Here is a 19,756-nt window from a genome sequence, read left to right on the forward strand (position 1 = left end):
TCAGGCACACTCCCGCATCGGGAATATAAGTGCGACCCGACGTCTCGCCGGTGCTTTCTTTCTTGCCCTTGCATTTTTCCGCGTGCGAATGCCACTCATCAGGAGAACAGCAATGACCCTCGTAGCCGATCAATTCGTCGATGTCCTGCTCGCAGCCGGTGTAAAGCGCGTGTATGGCATCGTCGGCGACAGCCTGAACGGACTGACCGATGTGATCCGCAAGCGCGATGAAATCGAATGGATCCACGTGCGCCACGAAGAGGTGGCCGCGTTCGCGGCCGGCGCCGAAGCGCATCTGACCGGCAGCCTCGCCGTGTGTGCGGGCAGTTGCGGGCCGGGCAACCTGCATCTGATCAACGGGCTGTTCGACTGTCATCGCAACCGCGTGCCGGTGCTGGCGATCGCCGCGCATATTCCATCGCGCGAAATCGGTAGCGGCTACTTTCAGGAGACCCATCCGCAGTCGCTGTTCGCCGAATGCAGCCACTACTGCGAGCTGGTGTCGAGTGCGAACCAGATGCCGCGCACGCTCGAGATCGCCGTGCGCGAAGCGGTGGGCAAGCGCGGCGTATCGGTGATCGTGCTGCCCGGCGACGTCGCGCTGCACGAGGCCGTGCCCGCACCGGCACCGGTGCGCGCGGGCCTGCTGCCGCCGCGCGCCACCGTGACGCCGGCCGCCGCCGATATCGACGCACTCGCGGATCTGATCAATCGCCACGCGCGCGTGACGCTGCTGTGCGGCTCGGGTTGCGCGGGCGCGCAACCTGAACTGCTGGCGCTGGCCGAGGCCGCCAAGGCGCCGATCGTGCATGCGCTGCGCGGCAAGGAGCACGTCGAAGCGAATAACCCGTACGACGTCGGCATGACCGGCCTGATCGGTTTTTCGTCGGGCTACTATGCAATGCTCGATTGCGACATGCTGCTGATGCTCGGCACCGACTTCCCGTATATGCAGTTCTATCCGTCGAAGAAAGGCACGCAGATCGCGCAGGTCGACCTCGAGCCAGGCAATCTCGGGCGGCGCACGCCGATCGATCTGGGCATCGTCGGCGATGTGAAAGCGACGCTCGCGGCGCTGCTGCCGAAGCTCACGCCGAAAGCCGATGCCAGCCATCTGACCAAGGCGCAGGACCATTACCGCGCGGCGCGCAAGGAACTCGATGCGCTTGCATTGGAAAGCTCACGCGGTTCGCTGATTCACCCGCAGCAGATCGCCAAGGCACTCAGCGACCAGGCCGACGACGATGCGATCTTCACCTGCGACGTCGGGCTGCCGACCGTGTGGGGCGCGCGCTACATCGAGATGACCGGCAAGCGCAATCTGCTCGGCTCGTTCTGGCACGGCTCGATGGCCAATGCGATGGCACAGGCGATCGGCGCGCAAGCGGCATTTCCGCAGCGCCAGGTGATCTCGATGTCGGGCGACGGCGGCTTCACGATGCTGATGGGCGACTTCATCAGCCTCGTGCAGCTCGGGCTGCCGGTGAAGGTCTGCGTGTTCAACAACGGTGCACTGGGCTTTATCGAGCTCGAACAGAAATCCACTTCGTTCATTCCGATGGGCACCGAGCTGAAGAACCCGAACTTCGCGGCGATGGCCGAAGCGATCGGTATCAAGGGCATTCGCCTCGAAAAGCCGTCCGAAGTCGAAGCGGGGATCGCGGCCGCGCTGAAACACGACGGGCCGGTGCTGATCGATGCGGTGGTCAACCGGATGGAACTGGCGATTCCGCCCGCGATCAATCTGGAAATGGCTAAGGGCTTTTCGCTTTATATGCTGAAGGCTATCCTCAATGGCAAGACCGACGAGGTGATCAACCTCGCGCAGACCAACCTGTGGCGTTAAAGCGCGTTTAAATGTCGAAGCGGCGTTGCCTGCATCGCGGGCGACGCCGTTTTTCTTACCATCGACACAGCTCGCTTTTCTCTCAAGCGCTTTTCCCTCAAGTTTGTCATGTTCGTCCAACATGCGATGGAAGCCGTCATCCGCGGCCATTCACGCGTGACGTCAAGCCTGCAACACACCAACACATTTCATTACAAAACAGTGCGATAAAACGCGGCCTATGCGGGAATAATCGGCGCGGCAAGTGCGTTCAACCATCGGCATCGCTTAAGAATGCCGACAGACCTCAACGCTTCATACGTACCGATATCAACTCATGCACAACGCTAAAACCACCGCACACGATAAGTCGCACGCAACCAGCTGGTCGCCGCTGTCGATCTTCTTTCATTGGGCTACGGCGCTGTTAGTGCTGCTCGCGCTCTTTGCCATCGAAATACGCGGCCCGAAAGGTTCGGACAGCCGCGCGATGTGGAACGCCGTGCATATCTGGGCCGGCAGCACCGTGTTGTGTCTGTCGGTGCTGCGCGTGCTGTGGACGCTGTGGCGCGGCACACCGCCTGATCTCGAGCACAGCCGCATCCAGCTGTTTCTCGCGCGGCTCGTGCATCTCGCGCTGTATCTGCTGATTTTCGTGCAGCCGCTGCTCGGTATCGCGATGGTGAATACCGGCGGCAATCCGGTGAACCTGGCGGGCACCGGTTATATGCTCCGGCTGCTGCCCACCGATCCGGTGGTGCACACGTTCCTGCACGATGCGCACTTCCTGATCGGCAACGCAGCGTTCTGGCTGATCGGCCTGCATGCGCTCGCCGCGCTCGCGCATCACTTCGTGTTCAAGGATGCGACGCTGATGCGCATGGTGCGGGTCTCGCGCAAAGGCTGAACCGGGAGCGCGAGCCGGACGGCGAGCCGTGCGTCATGCAAGCCGTATAGCGAGCCGGGCGGCGAGCCGTGCAGCATGCGGACCCGAGGTCACGCGTGCTCGCTTTCCCAGATCTCGTGGCAGGTCTCGCGGCAGATCAGTCCGTCGGCGATCTGGAAGGTGCGCAACAGACGCATCCGCACACGTGTGCCGACCGGCATCGGGCAGCGGTCGAACGCGGGGCCGGCGATCCTGAAGCGCAGCATCGAATCGACGAACACGCGCTCGGGGGTAGCGAACTGTTCGAGCGGCGTCACGCTGTAATCGTCGACGTTGCTAAACACGCGCACGAAGTTCGCCTTGATTGCTTCGAGACCGCGACACATCACGTCGCGGGTCGGCGCTTCCCACACCGCGTCGAACGCGAACAGGCGCAGGCTTTCATCGAGGCGCGGCAAACCCTCCTCCGCGAGACGCATGCGCACCAGATCGAGTGCGTACTGGCAGCGCTCTTCATAGCTTTCGACTTCCCTTCGGCGCGACAGGATCGCGTCGATGCGGTTGTCGGTCCACAGCTGTACATCGTCCATCTTCGTTCGGCCTTTGCAACGCCGGGACAGGAACGGGACGCGCCCGATCGCCGGATCGCCGGATCGGGGTTCCTGCCGGCCGTTCATTGGAATGAAGCGTCTCCGTTCGGAGAACACCTCGGTGGTGCCGTCTATTCCACGGCCTGTGGTTGTTGCATTGCCGTCTCGTTAAGCATATCGGGCCGCGTCGCGATGGATAGTCATCACCCCGCACGCGCCGCGCAAACCTAGCATGTGTTCGCGAAACCTGTTGCGCGGTTCGAGCACATTGCGCGAGCCATTGCACGGGTCGGTTACCCATAAACCGATTTGAGACGAGGCAATTTGAACGACACCATGGCCCAACATCAGCACGCCGCATGCGCCGCACCGCGCCGCACCTTCATCGCCGATCTGGCAAAGCTCGCCGCGGCCGGCGTGGCCGGCGGCTGGACGCCGCTCTGCGAACTCGCCGCGCATGCGCAAGGCACAGGGCCGGCCCCCGCAAATTTTCCGGGCGACATCCCACTGTATAAGCAGGCATTTCAGAACTGGAGTGGCGAAATCGCCGTGTCGAACCTGTGGACCGCGGCGCCCGCTACGCCCGCGGCGGTGGTCGCGATCGTCAACTGGGCACGGGCGAATGGCTATCGCGTGCGGCCGCGCGGCTACATGCACAACTGGTCGCCGCTGATTATCGACGCCAATGCGGTGGGGCACGCCAATGCGGCGGGCCCGCAGGTCGTGCTGCTCGATATGACGAAATCGCTGACCGGCGTATGGGTCGACGCGTCGGCGCGCCCGGCGCGCGTGACCGCGCAAGCCGGCGTAGCGATGGAGACGCTGCTTGCCACGCTGGAAACCCACGGTCTGGGCGTCACCGCGTGCCCCGCTCCCGGCGACATCACGCTGGGCGGCGCGCTCGCGATCGGCGCGCATGGCACCGCGATTCCCGCCGCGCGCGAAACCCCGCTGGCGGGTCACACGTATGGTTCGCTGAGCAATCTGGTGCTGTCGCTGACCGCCGTGGTGTTCGATGCTGCCCAGCAGCAGTACGTGCTGCGCAGCTTCACGCGCAACCACCCCGACATCGGTGCGCTGCTCGTGCATCTGGGGCGCGCGCTGGTGGTCGAGGTCACGCTGATGGCGGGCCCGAACCAGCGGCTGCGCTGTCAGAGCTACGTCGATATTCCGGCTAGCGAGCTGTTCGCGCCGGATGCGTCGCGCGGCCGCACGGTCGCATCGTTTCTGCAGCAGGCGGGCCGCATGGAGGCGATCTGGTTTCCGTTTACGAGCTGCCCGTGGCTCAAGGTGTGGACCGTGCAGCCGGTCAAGCCGCTGTTTTCACGCGGCGTGTCGAAGCCCTACAACTATCCGTTCTCAGATTCGATTCCGCAGCCGGTTTCCGAGCTGATCCGGCGCATCGTGGTGAGCGGCGAGCGGCACCTGACCCCGCTGTTCGGCCAGACGCAGATGTCGATCACCGCAGCCGGCCTCGCGCTTACGCTGTCCACCGACCTGTGGGGCTGGTCGCGCAACCTGCTGCAGTACATCCGGCCGTCGACGCTGCGCGTCACCGCCAACGGCTATGCCGTGCTCGCGCGGCGCGCCGACCTGCAGCGCGTGATCGCCGAATTCGTGCAGTTCTACCAGAACCGCGTCGACGTGTACCGGCAGCGCGGCGAGTATCCGATGAACGGGCCGGTCGAAATTCGCGTGACCGGGCTCGATCAGCCCACCGACATCGGCAGCGGTGCGGTCGTGCCGATGCTTTCGCCGTTAAAGCCGCGGCCCGATCGTCCCGACTGGAACATCGCGGTCTACTTCGACATCCTGACAATGCCCGGCACGCCCGGCGCACATCGCTTCTACCGCGAAATCGAGCAATGGATGCTGTCGAACTACGCGGGCTCGTACGCGACAGTGCGCCCCGAATGGTCGAAGGGCTGGGCGTATACGGACGCCGCCGCGTGGCAGGACCCGACCATGATCGGCACGACGATCGCGCAGCTGCATAGCGACGGGCAGCCGGCGGCATGCAACTGGCAGGCGGCACGCGCGACGCTCGATCGCTACGACCCGCAACGGGTGTTTTCGTCGCCGCTGCTCGACCGGCTGTTTGCGTGACGGTCCGCGAGGAGGTTTGCCTGATGGCTGACCGCCGGTTCGACTGTGGGTTTGTCGACTGTGGGTTTATCGCCGTGCGGGTTTGTCGACTGCGGATTTATCGCCGTGCGCTACGCGGTGGCCCGCGCTAGCGCCAGCGGCGCGCCCGCCGGCACTGCGCTGACCCTGCCTGTTTCACCCGGCCAGACGGGCTCTCTGGTATTTGCAACGACGAGGACATCAACATGCTTTCAGCTTCATCGTATTCGAACGACCCTCCGGGCGGCCACAGCGGTGGTTTTTTGAGCGGGCTCGGCAGCAGCATCATCAACGCGGACAACGCGCTCAACAAGGCGCTCAATTCCAGGGCGTTGTCGTCGGTCGGGCAGACCTTCAACAAGATCGGCTTCGGTTTGCCGCTGGTTCATCTGGTGGCGGACTCGCTCGGCTATGGAGCCATGAAATGTATGGAGGGGGTCGGCCGGGCGTTCGGCGGCAAAGGCTCCGTCGATTACCACTTCGACAAGGAATGGCGCGGCGGGCAATCGGCGTCGGCCTGCAAGCCGTCAGGCGCATCAGGCGCCTGTGCCGACCCGCGCGCGGGCGGCTGGAATCATACGCGAAGCGCGTTCGACGGCAGCGCGTCATGGCGTGAGCTCGGCTTTGCCGGCGCCGGCTTCCGCGACGGATGCCACGACGCGCGGTTCGACGTCGGCACGACTGCCATGCGCTGCAACGATGGCGCCCGAGGCGGGTATTACGGCAACAGCACGACGCAAACCCGTTTCGGCGCGGACGGCAGCGTCACGCGCACGGAGACCACCACTCGCATCGCACCGGGCAACCCGGCTGCGCGCAATGGCTGGAACAGCGCCGATTTCTGCGCACCGGCGCTGCGCACGGGCGCATTCGGCACGGCGCACTGCGCCGCCACGCAATTGGCCCGCGACATCGCGGCGCTGCACGCCGCCCAGGCGTGGTCTCGCCACGACCTGATCGCGCCGAGCCTCGCCGCGAATGGCGGCATGTGGCACGTCGAGCTCCGCTACGCGTGAGCGACACAAGGCTGTGCACCGCGCGGCATCGCAGGAATCGACCGGCGGCTGACAGCGCCGCCGGCCCGTACCCGGCCAGACGGGTCATCTGGCAATCACACCGATAAGGAAGACAGCTATGTGTATCAAGGCAATTGCGAGCCTGCTGAGCGGAGACATCGCAGGCGCATGTGCGAAGGAAATGCAGGCGTGGGGGTTCGGCGGCGCTGCCAGCGGCGCGGCAAGCGGTGCCGCAAGCGGCGTTTGCGGCAGCAGCAGCGCACGCGCGTGCGGTTCGAAGTTCGATGCGCATTGTGCGTCGGGCGTATCGGGCGCCTCGCGTGCGTCCGGCGCGTACGACCTGCGTGGTCACCACGGCCAGCAAGGCGGCTTCGAGCGCACCACCACGCAAACGCATTACGGGCCGGACGGCAGCATCACGCAGTCGACCACCCATGAAAGCTCCGGGCGCGCCGGTGGCCACGGCAGCTATGGCGGCTACGGCGGTTACAACAGCTACGGCGGCCATGGCGCGCTACGCGAAGGCGCCTATGGGCTCGGTTCGGCGTCTGGCTTCGGGCATGGCTGCAACCACGGTCTCGATTTCGCAAGCAGCAGCGGCGCGTGGTCCGCGGGCGCGGCGGGCCACTTCAGCGCAGGGATGGTGTCGATCCAGCCGGTCGGCGCGCTCGCATCGATTGGCGCGGTGTTCAAAAATCTGCTGGGTGGCGCACAGGCGGCCTGAACACTAGCCGGCTTGCACTAGCCGCATGATGCCAGGGGTGGTACTGGCTGGCGCGTCCGCGGGCGAGCACGCGCGACGCGCCAGCGTGTAACGCTGGCCACGCCGCGCAACGTTCGCTAACGGTTGCATGGCGGTTGCATGGCGGTTGCACTGCACCCGCACCGTGCGCGAGCGCACCGTGCCGCGCATACTGCGTTGCGCGCGCGCTGCGTTTGCGCGCGACATGTATGCTTACCCACGCGAGCGCGGAATGGTCCATGCTACGATGCCCGAAAACCGTAGCAAGTCCTCCACGCGACATGGCAACCCTCTACAGCAAACTAGGCGTATCCGAAGGCGCGACCCAGGCTGAAATCAAACGGGCGTACCGGAAAGCCGCAATGAAGTGGCATCCGGACCGTAACGCGGGCAACGAAGAAGCCGTGCGCGTGACCTTCCTCGAGATCAAGGATGCGTACGAAATCCTGTCCGACGCAGACAAGCGCCGTGTGTACGACGACGTCTACGCCGCCGAGATGAACCGCTGGCAGAACCAGAGCCAGCGGCACTCGTCCCACCAGCAGCAACATCAACATCAGCAGCACCAACACCAGCAGCACCAACACCAGCAATATCAGCGCCAGCAGCAACAGCAGCGCGACCAGGAGCGCGCGCGCCGCGAAGACGATCGCATGCGCCGCGAACGCGCCGCCCAGGCCGCCGCCGAGGCGAAATACGCGGAGCGTGTGACCCTCGCGATGCGCTTTGCCGAACAGGGACACAACCGCGACGTGATCTTCGGCGTGCTGCTCGGCCGCGATTGTGCGCCGGCCATCGCCGGGCAGATCGCGGATAGCGTGTGGGCGCTCAATCAGGCGCGCCAGTCGGGTGCGGGCACGCAGCAGACGCGCGGAAAAACGCGCCGCCCCGCCAGCGCGCCGCGCGCCGCAACCCCTGCGGCAGCGGCAAGCGCCGCGTCGCCGCGCAAGACTGCGGCCGCGGCTGGCAGTGAAACCCACGGCCGCGGCAAGAAAACCGGCGGCATCTTCGATACGCTGTGGCACAGCTTCTTCGGCGTGCGTTCGTAAGCGTGCTACAGGCACCAGGCGCACCGGGCGCACCAAAAGCACCAACCGCACGCGCCAGCACGCCAGGCCCTCAACGCTGCCACGGCGCAGGCTGGACCTCATCCGCGTCGTGCTCCGGCCGATAGCGGGCCAGCGCTTCGCGCACCAGCGCCCGATCGATTGCGCCATCGTCGGCGAGCGCCTGCAGCGCCGCAATCGCGATCGACGCGCGATCCACCTCGAAGAATTCGCGCAGCGCGCTGCGCGTATCGCTGCGTCCGAAGCCGTCGGTGCCGAGCGTCACGTAACGCCCCGGCACATACGCGCGGATCAGTTCCGGCACTGCACGTACGTAGTCGGTCGCGGCGATCACCGGCCCGGGCGCCGCACCGAGCGCGGCCGTCACATACGCCGCCGCCTCGCCGTGCGCATCGAGCGCCGCGCCGGCAAGGCGCGCCCGCCGTTCCGCCGCAATGCCGTCGCGCTGCAACTCGGTGAAGCTCGTCACACTCCACACGGCCGCGGCGATACCCCAATCGTCGGCCAGCATGCGCTGTGCGGCCAGCGCTTCGCCGAGAATCGCGCCCGAGCCGAGCAACTGCACACGTGACGGTGTGCCCGCGAAGGCCGGCAGCAGATACATGCCCTTCAGGATCGGCTCGCGCAACGCCGCGAAGGTATCCGCCGCAATCGCCGGCTGCGCGTAGTTCTCGTTGGTCACCGTCAGGTAATAGAACACGTCGCGCTGCGCGTCGACCATCTCGCGCATGCCTGCATCGACGATCGCCGCCACTTCATACGCGAATGCGGGATCGAACGCGCGGCAGTTCGGTATCGTCGATGCCGCCAGATGGCTCGAACCGTCCTGATGCTGCAGCCCTTCGCCACCGAGCGTGGTCTTGCCGGCCGTCGCGCCGATCAGAAAACCGCGCGCGCGCTGATCGGCTGCGGCCCAGATCAGGTCGCCGATGCGCTGGAAGCCGAACATCGAGTAGTAGATGTAGAACGGCAGCATCGGCAGATCGTGCACGCTGTACGCAGTGGCCGCCGCAATCCACGACGACACCGCGCCCGCCTCCGAAATGCCCTCTTCGAGAATCTGCCCTTTGGTGTCCTCGCGGTAGTAGAGCATCGAGCCGAGATCCTCCGGCTCGTACAACTGCCCGAGCGGCGAGTAGATGCCGACCTGGCGGAACATGTTTGCCATGCCGAAGGTACGCGCTTCATCGGCGACGATCGGCACCACGCGCGAGCCGAGTTCGCGGTCTTTCAGCAGCGCGGTCAGCATCCGCACCAGCGCCATCGTGGTCGAGATCTCGCGCTCGTTGGTGTCGAGCGCGAACTGCGCCCAGGTGCCGAGCGGCGGCACCGTCAGGCCGCGCGACGCGGTGCCGCGCCGGCGCGGCAGATAACCGCCCAACGCGGTGCGCTGCGCGTGCAGATACTGCATTTCCGGGCTATCCGCGGCGGGTTTGTAGAACTTCAGCTGCTCGACGTCGTCGTCGGAAAGCGGCAGGCGGAAGCGGTCGCGGAACGCCTTCAGGTCGTCGAAGCCGAGCTTCTTCTGCTGGTGCGTCGTCATCCGGCCTTGGCCCCCTACGCCCATGCCGAAGCCCTTCATCGTCTTGGCCAGGATCACGGTCGGCTGGCCACGGTGGGCACGCGCCTTCGCGTATGCCGCGTGCAGCTTGCGCACGTCGTGGCCGCCGCGGCGCAGGCGGTCGATCTCGTCGTCGCTCATCTGCTCGACCAGCGCGGCGAGTTCCGGGTTCTGACCGAAGAAGTGTCGGCGGTTGTATGCGCCGTCGTTGGCGGAGAAGGTCTGGAACTGGCCGTCGACCGTATGCGCGAACGCGCGCAGCAATGCGCCGGTGCGGTCGCGTTCGAACAGCGCGTCCCAGTCCGAGCCCCACAGCACCTTGATCACGTTCCAGCCGGCACCGTTGAACTGCGCTTCGAGTTCGTCGACGATGCGGCCGTTGCTGCGCACCGGCCCGTCGAGGCGCTGCAGGTTGCAATTGATCACGAACACCAGGTTGTCGAGCCCTTCGCGCGCAGCGAGCGACAGTGCGCCGATCGATTCGGGCTCGTCCATCTCGCCGTCGCCGAAAAAGCCCCACACGGTACGCCCTTCCGTGGCTGCGAGGCCGCGGTTTTGCAGATAGCGCATGAAGCGCGCCTGGTAAATCGAGTTGATCGGACCGATGCCCATCGAGCCGGTCGGGAACTGCCAGAAGTCGGGCATCAGCCACGGGTGCGGATACGAACACAGACCAGGACCGGTGATTTCACGCCGATAGTGCTGCAGATGCGCTTCGCTGAGAAAGCCCTCCAGAAATGCGCGCGCGTACACGCCCGGCGACGAGTGCGGCTGGAAGTACACGAGGTCGCCGCCGTCGCCCGGCTCGGCACCCGGCGCCGACGCGCGAAAGAAATGGTTGAAGCCCACTTCGAACAGATCGGCGGCGGACGCATAGCTCGCGATATGTCCGCCGAGTTCGCCGTAGGCCTTGTTCGCGCGCACCACCATCGCGAGCGCATTCCAGCGCAGCGCGGCGGCGAGCTTTTCTTCGAGTTCGGCATTGCCCGGGTAGCGGCCCTGCTGCGCGAGCGGGATGGTGTTCGCATACGGCGTCACGCGGGTGCGCGCCGACTCCATGCCGAGCGCCAGCGCATGCTCGGCCAGCCGGTCGAACAGGAATTGCGCGCGCTCGCGGCCGACGTGTTCAATCACCCCTTCCAGCGCCGTCAGCCACTCGGCGGTTTCCTGCGGGTCCTGGTCGTCGCGGCCTGCTTCGAGCCGTTTGATCTGTTCGTTACCGTTCGACAAGTCTGTCATCGCGCGCTCCACATCCGGTTCCGGAGAAACGTTGAATATGCAGAACATGGTAGTGGCGACGCCGCAAAATGTGCGTCTCATTTGCCTGGCGATCCGGTTGCGCGTAGAGTAATTATTCTTAAAATCGACCTGTTTCCGGAATATTTACACTATGAGCTCCGCTGCCCGTCCGTCTCTCCGGCTCGACCGCATCGACATCGGCATCCTCAACCATCTGCAGCAGGACGCGCGCATCACCAATGCGGAACTGGCGCGCGCGGTGAATCTGTCGCCCACGCCGTGCTTTAACCGCGTGCGCGCGCTCGACAAGATGGGGCTATTCAAGCAGCAGGTCACGCTGCTGAACCCCGAGGTGCTGGGATTGCAGATCAACGTGTTCATTCAGGTGAGTCTGGAAAAGCAGGTCGAAGACGGGCTGCGGCGCTTCGAGGCCGCCATCGACGAGCGGCCCGAGGTGATGGAGTGCTATCTGATGACAGGCGACGCGGATTATCTGCTGCGCGTCGTGATGCCGGATATCCACGCGCTGGAGCGCTTTATCGTCGACCATCTGACGAAAATTCCGGGCGTGTCGAACATCCGTTCGAGCTTTGCGTTGAAGCAGGTGCGCTATAAGACTGCGCTGCCGCTGCCGGCCAAGGGGCTGACGCTGCATGCGCGGGATGAGGAAGAGGACGTGTGACGTGGGTGGCTGCGCGCGGCGAAATTTTCACTGAAATCGCTGCTTTCAGCAAATGCTGAAACCGCAGCAAACAGTGAAAACGACGAACACGCGCGGCTCTGCGCGGCCAAACTTGACGCGCATGTCAAGCGTCAGTCCACTGCGCAAACGTCGCTGCCTGCCCGCGATACACGCCGTCGCGATCGACCAGATTCCATACGATCGCTTTCTCGATCCAGAAACGGCGCCCCGACTTCGCGATACGCTGGCCGCGATAATCCGCCGAAAAGCCTTTGGTCCGCACGTCGTCGAGCAACCGCGCACGCTCTTCGCGGTTGGGCTGCTCGGCCGACAGCCGCGATTGCAGTGTCGTGAATTCGTCCCAGTCGTATTCGAAGCAACGCTGCGCGGCACGGTTCGCGTAGACGAAACGCGGGTCCGCATCGGTATTGTGTGAGAGCACAACAAATGGTGCGTCTTCGTAAAGCCAACGTGCGGCGTCGGCGGCGGGCACCTCGGGCGGCAGCAGCGGCGTGCCGACGAGACGCTCATAAGTATCGGTGAGCAAGGCGGCGAAAGCGGGATCGGTAGCGAGAGAAGTCATGAGCAACACGGCAGATGTGAAGATTCGGGCAGCACGCAGCGTACAGACAGACGCCGCATGCCTGCGGCAATACTAGCCCAGCCTTGCGCGCGTTGCAGCGACGCGAGCGAAATGCCTTCGCACCATGTTTGCCGGCCACGACAAACATGCGGAACTTGCCACCTACCCGCCACCCGCACGCTAAACCTCGCGCGTCGTGCCGATCGTGCACATCAGTTCGATCAGCACGTCCGGGCTCACCGGCTTGACCAGATGATGCGCAAAGCCCGATTCGCGCGAGCGCGCGAAGTCTTCCGGCTGGCTAAAACCGGTCAGCGCGATCAGCACCGGGCACACGCGTTGCGGCCGGGCCGCGAGGCGCCGTGCAATCTGGTGCCCGCTCATACCCGGCAACGCAATATCGAGCAACACCACATCGGGATCGAACTGGTCGGCCAGCACCAGCGCCGCCGGCCCGTCAGCAGCCGTACGCGTGTCGTGCATATCCAGCACCAGCGCCAGCGATTCGGCGGCGTCGCGATTGTCGTCGACGATCATGATGCGCAGGCGCCGCCCGCCCGTGGTCTTGCGCGCGTTCAGCGACGCGTCGCCCGCCAGCGCCGGGAACGGTGTGCTTGCAAGCGGCAGCGTAATCGAAAATTCGCAGCCCCGACCGACCCCATCGCTTGCCACCGAGATCGTGCCGTCGTGCATATCCATCAGCTTGCGCGCGACGAACAGGCCGATGCCGAGCCCGTCGCGCGAGCGGCCCTGCGGCGGTGTCGCCTGCACGAACAGGTCGAACAGCGCCGGCAGATCCGCGGCGGCTACGCCAATGCCGCTGTCCTTCACCGCGACGCGCGCGCGGCCCTGCGTCACCGCCGCGCTGACGTGAATCTCGCCGCCGTCGTCGGTATATTTGATCGCGTTGTCCACCAGATTCGACAACACCTGCGTCAGACGCGTGCGGTCGCCATCCACCGGAATCGGCGTGGCCTGCGTATTCAGGAAGATGCGATGCCGGCGCTGCTCGGCGGCCGGCCCGTTGATCTCCATCGCGCGCCCGATCGCATCGCGCAGGTCGAGCACCTCGCGCTTTAACTTGATGCGGCCGGTGGTGATGCGCGACACGTCGAGCAGATCGTCGATCAGATTCGACAGGTGATGGCTTTGCCGCTCGAGCACCGCCTGCACCCAGCGGATCGTCGGCGGCAGGTTGCTGCTGCTTTGCTTCAACACATGCGCGGCGTTGCGGATCGGCGCGAGCGGATTGCGCAGTTCGTGCGCAAGCGTGGCGAGAAATACGTCCTTGCGGCGGTCCGCTTCCTGCAGCGCTTCCTGCGCGTTGGCGCGCGTGGTGATGTCGGCCAGCGTGCCGACAAACGAATGCGGCGCGCCGTGCGCATCGAAGCGGAAGCGCCCGTGCATTTCGAGCACGCGCAACGCGCGGTCGCCAATCCGGAACACGCGGAACACGCAATGAAACGGCCGGTGTGCGCGCTCGTCGGCGCGATAGCGCTCGATAAAGGCCGGCCCGTCGTCCGGATGCATGAAGTCGCGCATAAACGCTTCGTCGGTGAGCGGTCCGGCGTCGAGCGGCTGGCCGGTGATTTCGTACATGCGCGCGTTTTCCCACACGCCGTCGCGCGTCAACGCATTCCACTCGAAGATGCCGAGGCCCGCGGCGCCGGCCGCGATACGCAGCCGCTCGTCGCTTTCCTGACGCGCCGCGAGCGCGCGGTCGCGTTCGCGCAGCGACGCGCCGATGCGCTGGTTCTGTTCATCGAGCAGTTGACGGATCGCGCCATGGATCGTCGCGCTGAAAAACCGCTCGATGATCTGATGCGCGCCCGCTTGCGCGCTGCGCGGCAGCCACGTGTTGGCGAAGTATTCGCGCACCACCTGCTGCACGCTGACCTGCAGCAGATCGAGCTCGCGGTACAGTTCGTCGAGCTGATAGCCGTGCATCCAGCGGCGCCGCGCATACTGGCGCGCGTCGAAGTCGATCTGGGCGTTCGGCACCGCATCGGGTGCCGCGCACAGCGCGGCGTCGATCTCGCCGTACAGTTGCGGAAGCAGATCGATCAGTTGCCGGTTGGTCAGGCGGTCGGCCTGTTCGATCGATGGATCGGAGCGGACTGCGCGTAGCCAGCGGCGCGTGATGCGCCAGCGCTTGTCGCGCAGATGTGCGGCGAGTTCTGCGTATCGCCCGGCTTCGGGCGCTGTTGTCGTGTTCAAGCGTGTGGAAACGGTAGTGCGTCGGGTGCCCGAACATACCATGCGGCGCGGGTTCCGGCAGGGCGGGATACGAACGCTGTTTCGGTGAAACGACGCAACCGCAGGTGCAACCGGGATGGTGGCCGTGCGGATGCAGCGTACGGCGCGGGCACTGCGTGCGCGGGCGGGCGCGTGCGGCGGTGCGAGTGCGCCGCGGATGCTGCGTGCTGGCGCGGCACACACTTGCCGCATGCAGCCACGCGGCATGCCAATTGCTTGCCCGGCACCATGGAAAGCTCTCTTTTATCCCGCCACGCGGGGCGCGCATGACGGCCGAAGCGACGTGGTATCTGATCATCGGTGGTCTGCTGATTGCGATGGCGCTGGCGCGCCGGCTGATCGCGCATCTGCCGATGACCGGCGCGATGGTCTATCTGGTGGTCGGCTTCGTGCTCGGGCCCACCGTCACCGGCCTCGTGACACCCGATCTGCTGAAGGGCGTGCATGCGCTACGGCTCGTCACCGAAGCCGGCCTCGTGATCTCGCTGTTCGCCATCGGTATGCATCTGCGCGTGCCGCTGCGCAACCGGCTATGGCTGCTGCCACTGCGCCTGGGCCTTGGCGCGATGCTGCTGACGATCGCCGCGATGACCGCCCTCGCCTACTACGGCCTGGGCCTCGCAGCCGGCCTCGCGCTGATCGTCGCGGCTGCGCTGGCGCCGACCGATCCGGTGCTCGCCAACGAATTGCGTCCGCTGCAGGCCGGCGACGACGAGCCGCTACGCTTCGCATTATCCGGCGAAGGCGGCTGTAACGACGGCGCGGCGTGGCCATTCATGCTGCTGGGGCTGGCGCTATGCGGGGTCGATCTGCGCAGCGGCTTGCCGTTCGGTTTGCCATTCGGCTTGCAGGTTCCGGGCGGTGCGGCTGCGACTTTTGTCGCGTCGCTTGCATGGGGCCTGGGCAGCGCGGTCGCGATCGGCTGGCTGTTTGGCGCCGGTGTCGTCGCGCTGGTGACCCGCTTGCGTATGCACACCGAGGTCACGGTCGGCATCGAAGGCTTTCTCGCGCTCGGGCTGATGTCTGCCTGTTACGGCGCGGCGCAGCTGCTGCACGGCTATGCGTTCGTCGCGGTGTTCATCGCGGGGGTCGCGCTGCGCCACGAAGAATTGCGCGCAACCGGCGGCCATGCGGCGCCTACCGAAGTGCTCGACAGGATCGAACACGGCGAGCGCGCCGAAGCGGCGCATACGCCGGAGCTCGCGCATGCGTTCATCGCCGAATCGATGATGGCGTTCGCCGTCGAGATCGAACACACGGTCGAGCTTGTGCTGATGCTGATTATCGGCACTGTGGTGTCGGCGTACTGGCGCGAGATTCTGACGTGGCACGCGCTGTGGCCCGCGCTTGCGTTGCTGTTCGTCGTGCGGCCGGCCTGCACGCTGGTCGCGCTGGCCGGTTCGCAGGCGACGTGGCCGCAGCGGCTGCTGGCGGGCTGGCTGGGCATACGCGGCGTCGGTGCGTTCTACTATCTGCTGTTTGCGATCGAGCAGTTACAGCGCACGGCGCTCGATGCGGCGCTGGCAGTCGTGATGGCCGCTATCGTGGGTTCGGTGTTTCTACATGGCGTCACGGCTACGCTGCTGCTTGAACGTTATTTGCGAGTGCCTGCGCAGCGCGCGCAGAAGTGAATGGCTGCGATGCCCGGTTGAATATCAGCGGTGTCTGCTATTTGCTGCGCTACGAAATGGGGACCCGCTCACGTCTCAGGATTGCTAAGGTCCGATTCGACCACGCGCTCGCCATAGGTTTGCGCCGCGGTACGCGCAACCTCACCGGTATCGAAGGGCCCGATATCAGGCGCACCGGCGAACGGAAACAGCAGGCGCCCATCGGTCTTGCGCACCACCTTCAGCAAACCGATGAAGGCGCCTTCGGTGGTCCGGCGATAGGTCGCATATATCTCGTAGTCCTGCCGCGATTGTGCGCACGACGACGCAGCATCACGCGGTTTCGGGAAGATCATTCGGGGCCTCGTCATGTTGCTGCTCCGCTTGGCATGGCAAAGCCGGCGCTGCGGCCGGAGAAAGGACATGGCAAGGAAAGCGCAAGCGCTGTGCCCGTGGCGGGCGGCGACGAAGCTGGTTTCAGGAATGCGCAGCACGGTAGCTGCAATATGGCGCGGTCCGAGCGTCGCGCATCGCTCGTTTCATTGAAACATCATGAGCGACGATGCGCGATTACATCACGTAGCGAACGATTTTCCGGCGACTATCTGGTCGATGCGCGAGCCGGCCGGACGGGTAGCGACGGAGGTGCTGTAGAAGTCCACGCAACAAGACGGGTGCTATCTGCCGGACCATTAGCCCGCCGCTCGCGCCGGCGTCACCATCGCTCTGAAAATCATCATCAGATGATAGTAAAAGCGCATGCTGAACCCGTAGTTGTACGCAAACAGATGCCCGAGCGCGATACGCAGGCTGCGCCCCGGCGCATTGTTGCGCGAGTACACCGACACCACGATCGGCACCATGCGTCTTAGCGCGACGCGACGCGCCGCTTCGAGCGAGCGCGGCAAATCGAGCCGGTTGACGAAGTCATAGGCGACCACCGTCGATGCGTTCAGCGACGCGCGCGTGGTACTCGTCACCGACACGCCCGTCTTGCGGCTGTACGACACGTACTCCTTCAGGTAGTACACGCCTTTGGCCGCCAGGCACAACTCGCTGCCGAACACGTAGTCGCAGCACACGCCGTACTGCTCCTTGTAGTTCACGCGTTTGACCAGCGCCGCATTCGCCATCCAGCCGTTGTTCGGAAACATCTGGATCAGCCCGGTCTGCCCCGGCAACCGCTGCAGTCCGGCCGCTTCACGCGTGCGGTAATAGACGCTGTTCAGGTGCTCGCTCGCGGCCATGTCGACCTTGCCGTGCGCGTCGGTTTCATACTGGTCGCCGAACACCGCTTCGATTTCCGGATGCGCATCCCATGCGGACAGCAACCGCTCGACGCCGTTTTCCACGAGGAAATCGTCATCGTGAATCAGCAGGATCTTGTCGCCGCTGGCGCGCGCGAACAGACTCGCGACATTGCCCGCCTGGCCCAACGACGGCTCGTTCTTCACATAGCGCACGCGCGGATCGGCGGCGTATTTCGCGGCGATCAGCTCACGCGTGCGATCGTCCTTCGAATCGTCGCCGATCAGCACCTCGAGGTTCGCATGCGTCTGCGCGAGACAGGAATCGAGGCATTGCCCGATCAGTTCCGGACGCTGGTAGGTCGGCAGGCAAATCGAGACCTTCGTTTGTGCCGTCATCGTGGTGCCCCTTTCGATATGCCCCGGGCACGCGCCCTCGGCAGTCCATGTTCCGGATAGCAGAATTGCAGAGATCCGCGCTGCTGTGTCGATTAAAAAATCGTCGAAAATACGCGGCGCAATGCCTGCGCCACGCGTCACGGCGCGTGGCACACTGTGAAGATTCCCGCCTCAAGCCCCAAGGCAGCCGTAGCCGCATCATGCAGCCCGTATTCATCGACCGCGCCGACGCGGGCCGCGCGCTCGCGAAACGCCTCAGCGCCTATGCGAACCGCGATGACGTCGTCGTGCTTGCGTTACCGCGCGGCGGCGTGCCGGTTGCCTACGAAGTCGCTCGCGCACTCGCGGCCACACTCGACATACTGGTGGTGCGCAAGCTCGGCGTGCCATGGCAGCCGGAACTGGCGATGGGCGCGCTCGCATCGGGCGGCGCCCTGTATGTGGACGATGCGCTGGTACGCGAACTTGCGCTGTCGCAACACGACTTCGACAGCGTGCTCGCGCGGGAACGAACCGAACTTGCGCGCCGGCAACAGCTGTACCGCGTAGCATCGGCGGCGACCTCAACAGCAATGCCGGCCGCAGCGATGGCTGCCGCAGCACCCGCCGACCTGACCGGCCGCATCGCCATCGTGGTCGACGACGGCCTCGCCACCGGCGCGTCGCTAAAAGCAGCCGTGCGCGCGCTGCGCACCCGCACTCCGGCAAAAATCGTAGCGGCGCTGCCGGTCGCGCCACCCGGCGCCGCCGCGAAATTCAGCGGCGACGTCGATCAGTTCGTCTGCGTGCTGAGCCCGCCGCATTTCGCCGCGGTGGGCCAGTTCTACGCAGATTTCAGCGAAACGAGCGACGCCGACGTGCGAGCGCTGCTCGCACGCGCGTTTTCCGATGACGGCCGCGCACCACCCGATAACTGACCCGGCCGCTCGCGGCCAGATGAGCACGCAGCAGCGAGACGGTCATCGGCCGCTCACGCGGCCGCGGCCGTGAGGTACTCCGGCAGAAAGCTCTGCAGATACGCTTCGAAATCGGCGCGCACTTCCGGATGGCGCAGCGCGAATTCGACAGTGGCCTTCAGGTAGCCGAGCTTGCTGCCGCAATCGAAACGCGTGCCGAAGTAGCGATACGCCAGCACCTGCTCTTCGGTCAGCAACGACTGCAGCGCGTCGGTCAGCTGCAGTTCGCCGCCCGCACCCGGACGCAGCGCGCGAATGTGCTTGAAGATGGTCGGCATCAACACGTAACGGCCAACCACGCCGAGGTTCGACGGCGCGACGTCCGGCGCCGGCTTCTCGACGATGCCCGACAGCTTGATCACGTCTTCTTCCCACTCGCGGCCGTCGACCACGCCGTACGACCGGCTGTCTTCGCGCTTGATGGTTTCGACGCCCACCACCGAGCTGTGATAGTGGTTGAACACGTTGACGAGCTGCTTCATCACCGGCTTTTCGCTGTGCAGCAGGTCGTCCGCGAGAATCACGGCGAACGGGCTGTCGCCGACCAGCTTCTCGGCGCACAGCACCGCGTGGCCGAGACCGAGCGCTTCAGCCTGGCGCACGTAAAAACAGTCGACATTGGCGGGCTTGATGCTGCGCACCAGTTCGAGCAACTTGTCTTTACCGCGTGCTTCCAGTTCGGATTCGATCTCGTAGGATTTGTCGAAGTGATCTTCGATCGCCCGCTTGCTGCGGCCCGTGACGAAGATCATTTCGGTGATGCCTGCTTCGATCGCTTCTTCGACCGCGTATTGAATCAGCGGCTTGTCGACGATCGGCAGCATTTCCTTCGGGCTCGCCTTCGTCGCGGGCAGGAAACGTGTGCCTAGACCCGCCACGGGAAATACGGCTTTGGTGACTTTCAGCATGTATGCATTCCCACTCGGTTGTTGAATGTCGGCAACCGCCGCCGCGAGCGCAGCGGCAAATCTGT

16 protein-coding genes are annotated in these 19,756 nt (G+C 65.1%); 9 read left to right on the forward strand and 7 right to left on the reverse strand.

Features of this window, described 5'->3' with window-relative positions:
* Positions 1–112: 112 nt before the first annotated feature.
* The gene (gene poxB / locus ACYVNQ_RS33545; RefSeq protein ID WP_460909222.1) at positions 113–1,846 is read left to right on the forward strand and encodes a ubiquinone-dependent pyruvate dehydrogenase; all 1,734 of its coding nucleotides are present in this window, start codon (positions 113–115) and stop codon (positions 1,844–1,846) included.
* A gap of 316 nt (positions 1,847–2,162) precedes the next feature.
* Positions 2,163–2,732 (forward strand): cytochrome b, encoded by a 570-nt coding sequence (locus ACYVNQ_RS33550; RefSeq protein WP_460909224.1) that lies wholly within the window; start codon positions 2,163–2,165, stop codon positions 2,730–2,732.
* Positions 2,733–2,821: 89 nt separating this feature from the next.
* Here the strand turns inward: ACYVNQ_RS33550 and ACYVNQ_RS33555 are convergent, their stop codons facing one another.
* Positions 2,822–3,301, reverse strand: a complete 480-nt coding sequence (locus tag ACYVNQ_RS33555; RefSeq protein ID WP_460909226.1) for a nuclear transport factor 2 family protein — start codon at positions 3,299–3,301, stop codon at positions 2,822–2,824.
* 336 nt (positions 3,302–3,637) lie between these two features.
* On the opposite strand from ACYVNQ_RS33555, the gene ACYVNQ_RS33560 reads away from it, so the two are divergent.
* From ACYVNQ_RS33560 to ACYVNQ_RS33575, 4 genes are all read left to right on the forward strand, one after another.
* On the forward strand, positions 3,638–5,407 hold the full coding sequence (locus tag ACYVNQ_RS33560; protein ID WP_460909228.1) for a cholesterol oxidase substrate-binding domain-containing protein: 1,770 nt from the start codon (positions 3,638–3,640) through the stop codon (positions 5,405–5,407).
* Positions 5,408–5,631: 224 nt separating this feature from the next.
* Positions 5,632–6,441, forward strand: coding sequence for a hypothetical protein (locus ACYVNQ_RS33565; RefSeq protein WP_460909230.1), 810 nt, complete (start codon positions 5,632–5,634; stop codon positions 6,439–6,441).
* A 118-nt stretch (positions 6,442–6,559) separates the two neighbouring features.
* Entirely contained in the window at positions 6,560–7,165 is a 606-nt protein-coding gene (locus ACYVNQ_RS33570; protein WP_460909232.1) for a hypothetical protein, read from the forward strand.
* A gap of 299 nt (positions 7,166–7,464) precedes the next feature.
* Positions 7,465–8,232 carry a J domain-containing protein gene (locus ACYVNQ_RS33575; RefSeq protein WP_460909234.1) on the forward strand — a complete coding sequence of 256 codons (768 nt, stop codon included), beginning with the start codon at positions 7,465–7,467 and terminating at the stop codon, positions 8,230–8,232.
* Between the two features lie 70 nt (positions 8,233–8,302).
* Here the strand turns inward: ACYVNQ_RS33575 and mdeB are convergent, their stop codons facing one another.
* Positions 8,303–11,050, reverse strand: coding sequence for an alpha-ketoglutarate dehydrogenase (gene mdeB, locus ACYVNQ_RS33580; protein ID WP_460909236.1), 2,748 nt, complete (start codon positions 11,048–11,050; stop codon positions 8,303–8,305).
* A gap of 151 nt (positions 11,051–11,201) precedes the next feature.
* Here mdeB and ACYVNQ_RS33585 point away from each other — a divergent pair, with 151 nt between their 5' ends.
* Entirely contained in the window at positions 11,202–11,732 is a 531-nt protein-coding gene (locus ACYVNQ_RS33585) for an Lrp/AsnC family transcriptional regulator (protein WP_460909238.1), read from the forward strand.
* Between the two features lie 124 nt (positions 11,733–11,856).
* Here ACYVNQ_RS33585 and ACYVNQ_RS33590 read toward each other — a convergent pair whose 3' ends face one another.
* Both ACYVNQ_RS33590 and ACYVNQ_RS33595 read right to left on the reverse strand, forming a co-directional pair.
* Positions 11,857–12,315: an MEKHLA domain-containing protein gene (locus tag ACYVNQ_RS33590; RefSeq protein WP_460909240.1), complete on the reverse strand. Its 459-nt coding sequence runs from the start codon at positions 12,313–12,315 to the stop codon at positions 11,857–11,859.
* Positions 12,316–12,495: 180 nt separating this feature from the next.
* Entirely contained in the window at positions 12,496–14,532 is a 2,037-nt protein-coding gene (locus ACYVNQ_RS33595; protein ID WP_460909242.1) for a hybrid sensor histidine kinase/response regulator, read from the reverse strand.
* Positions 14,533–14,837: 305 nt separating this feature from the next.
* On the opposite strand from ACYVNQ_RS33595, the gene ACYVNQ_RS33600 reads away from it, so the two are divergent.
* Positions 14,838–16,202: a cation:proton antiporter domain-containing protein gene (locus ACYVNQ_RS33600; protein WP_460909244.1), complete on the forward strand. Its 1,365-nt coding sequence runs from the start codon at positions 14,838–14,840 to the stop codon at positions 16,200–16,202.
* Between the two features lie 68 nt (positions 16,203–16,270).
* On the opposite strand, the gene ACYVNQ_RS33605 is transcribed toward ACYVNQ_RS33600, so the two are convergent.
* On the reverse strand, positions 16,271–16,552 hold the full coding sequence (locus tag ACYVNQ_RS33605; RefSeq protein WP_460909246.1) for a DUF6723 family protein: 282 nt from the start codon (positions 16,550–16,552) through the stop codon (positions 16,271–16,273).
* Positions 16,553–16,873: 321 nt separating this feature from the next.
* The gene (locus tag ACYVNQ_RS33610; RefSeq protein ID WP_460909248.1) at positions 16,874–17,827 is read right to left on the reverse strand and encodes a glycosyltransferase family 2 protein; all 954 of its coding nucleotides are present in this window, start codon (positions 17,825–17,827) and stop codon (positions 16,874–16,876) included.
* A gap of 200 nt (positions 17,828–18,027) precedes the next feature.
* Here ACYVNQ_RS33610 and ACYVNQ_RS33615 point away from each other — a divergent pair, with 200 nt between their 5' ends.
* A complete protein-coding gene (locus tag ACYVNQ_RS33615; protein ID WP_460909250.1) occupies positions 18,028–18,744 on the forward strand; it encodes a phosphoribosyltransferase in 717 nt (238 codons plus the stop codon).
* 53 nt (positions 18,745–18,797) lie between these two features.
* On the opposite strand, the gene galU is transcribed toward ACYVNQ_RS33615, so the two are convergent.
* Positions 18,798–19,691, reverse strand: coding sequence for a UTP--glucose-1-phosphate uridylyltransferase GalU (gene galU, locus ACYVNQ_RS33620; protein ID WP_460909251.1), 894 nt, complete (start codon positions 19,689–19,691; stop codon positions 18,798–18,800).
* Between the last annotated feature and the right edge of the window lie 65 nt (positions 19,692–19,756).

The sequence above is a fragment of the Paraburkholderia jirisanensis genome, assembly GCF_054782355.1.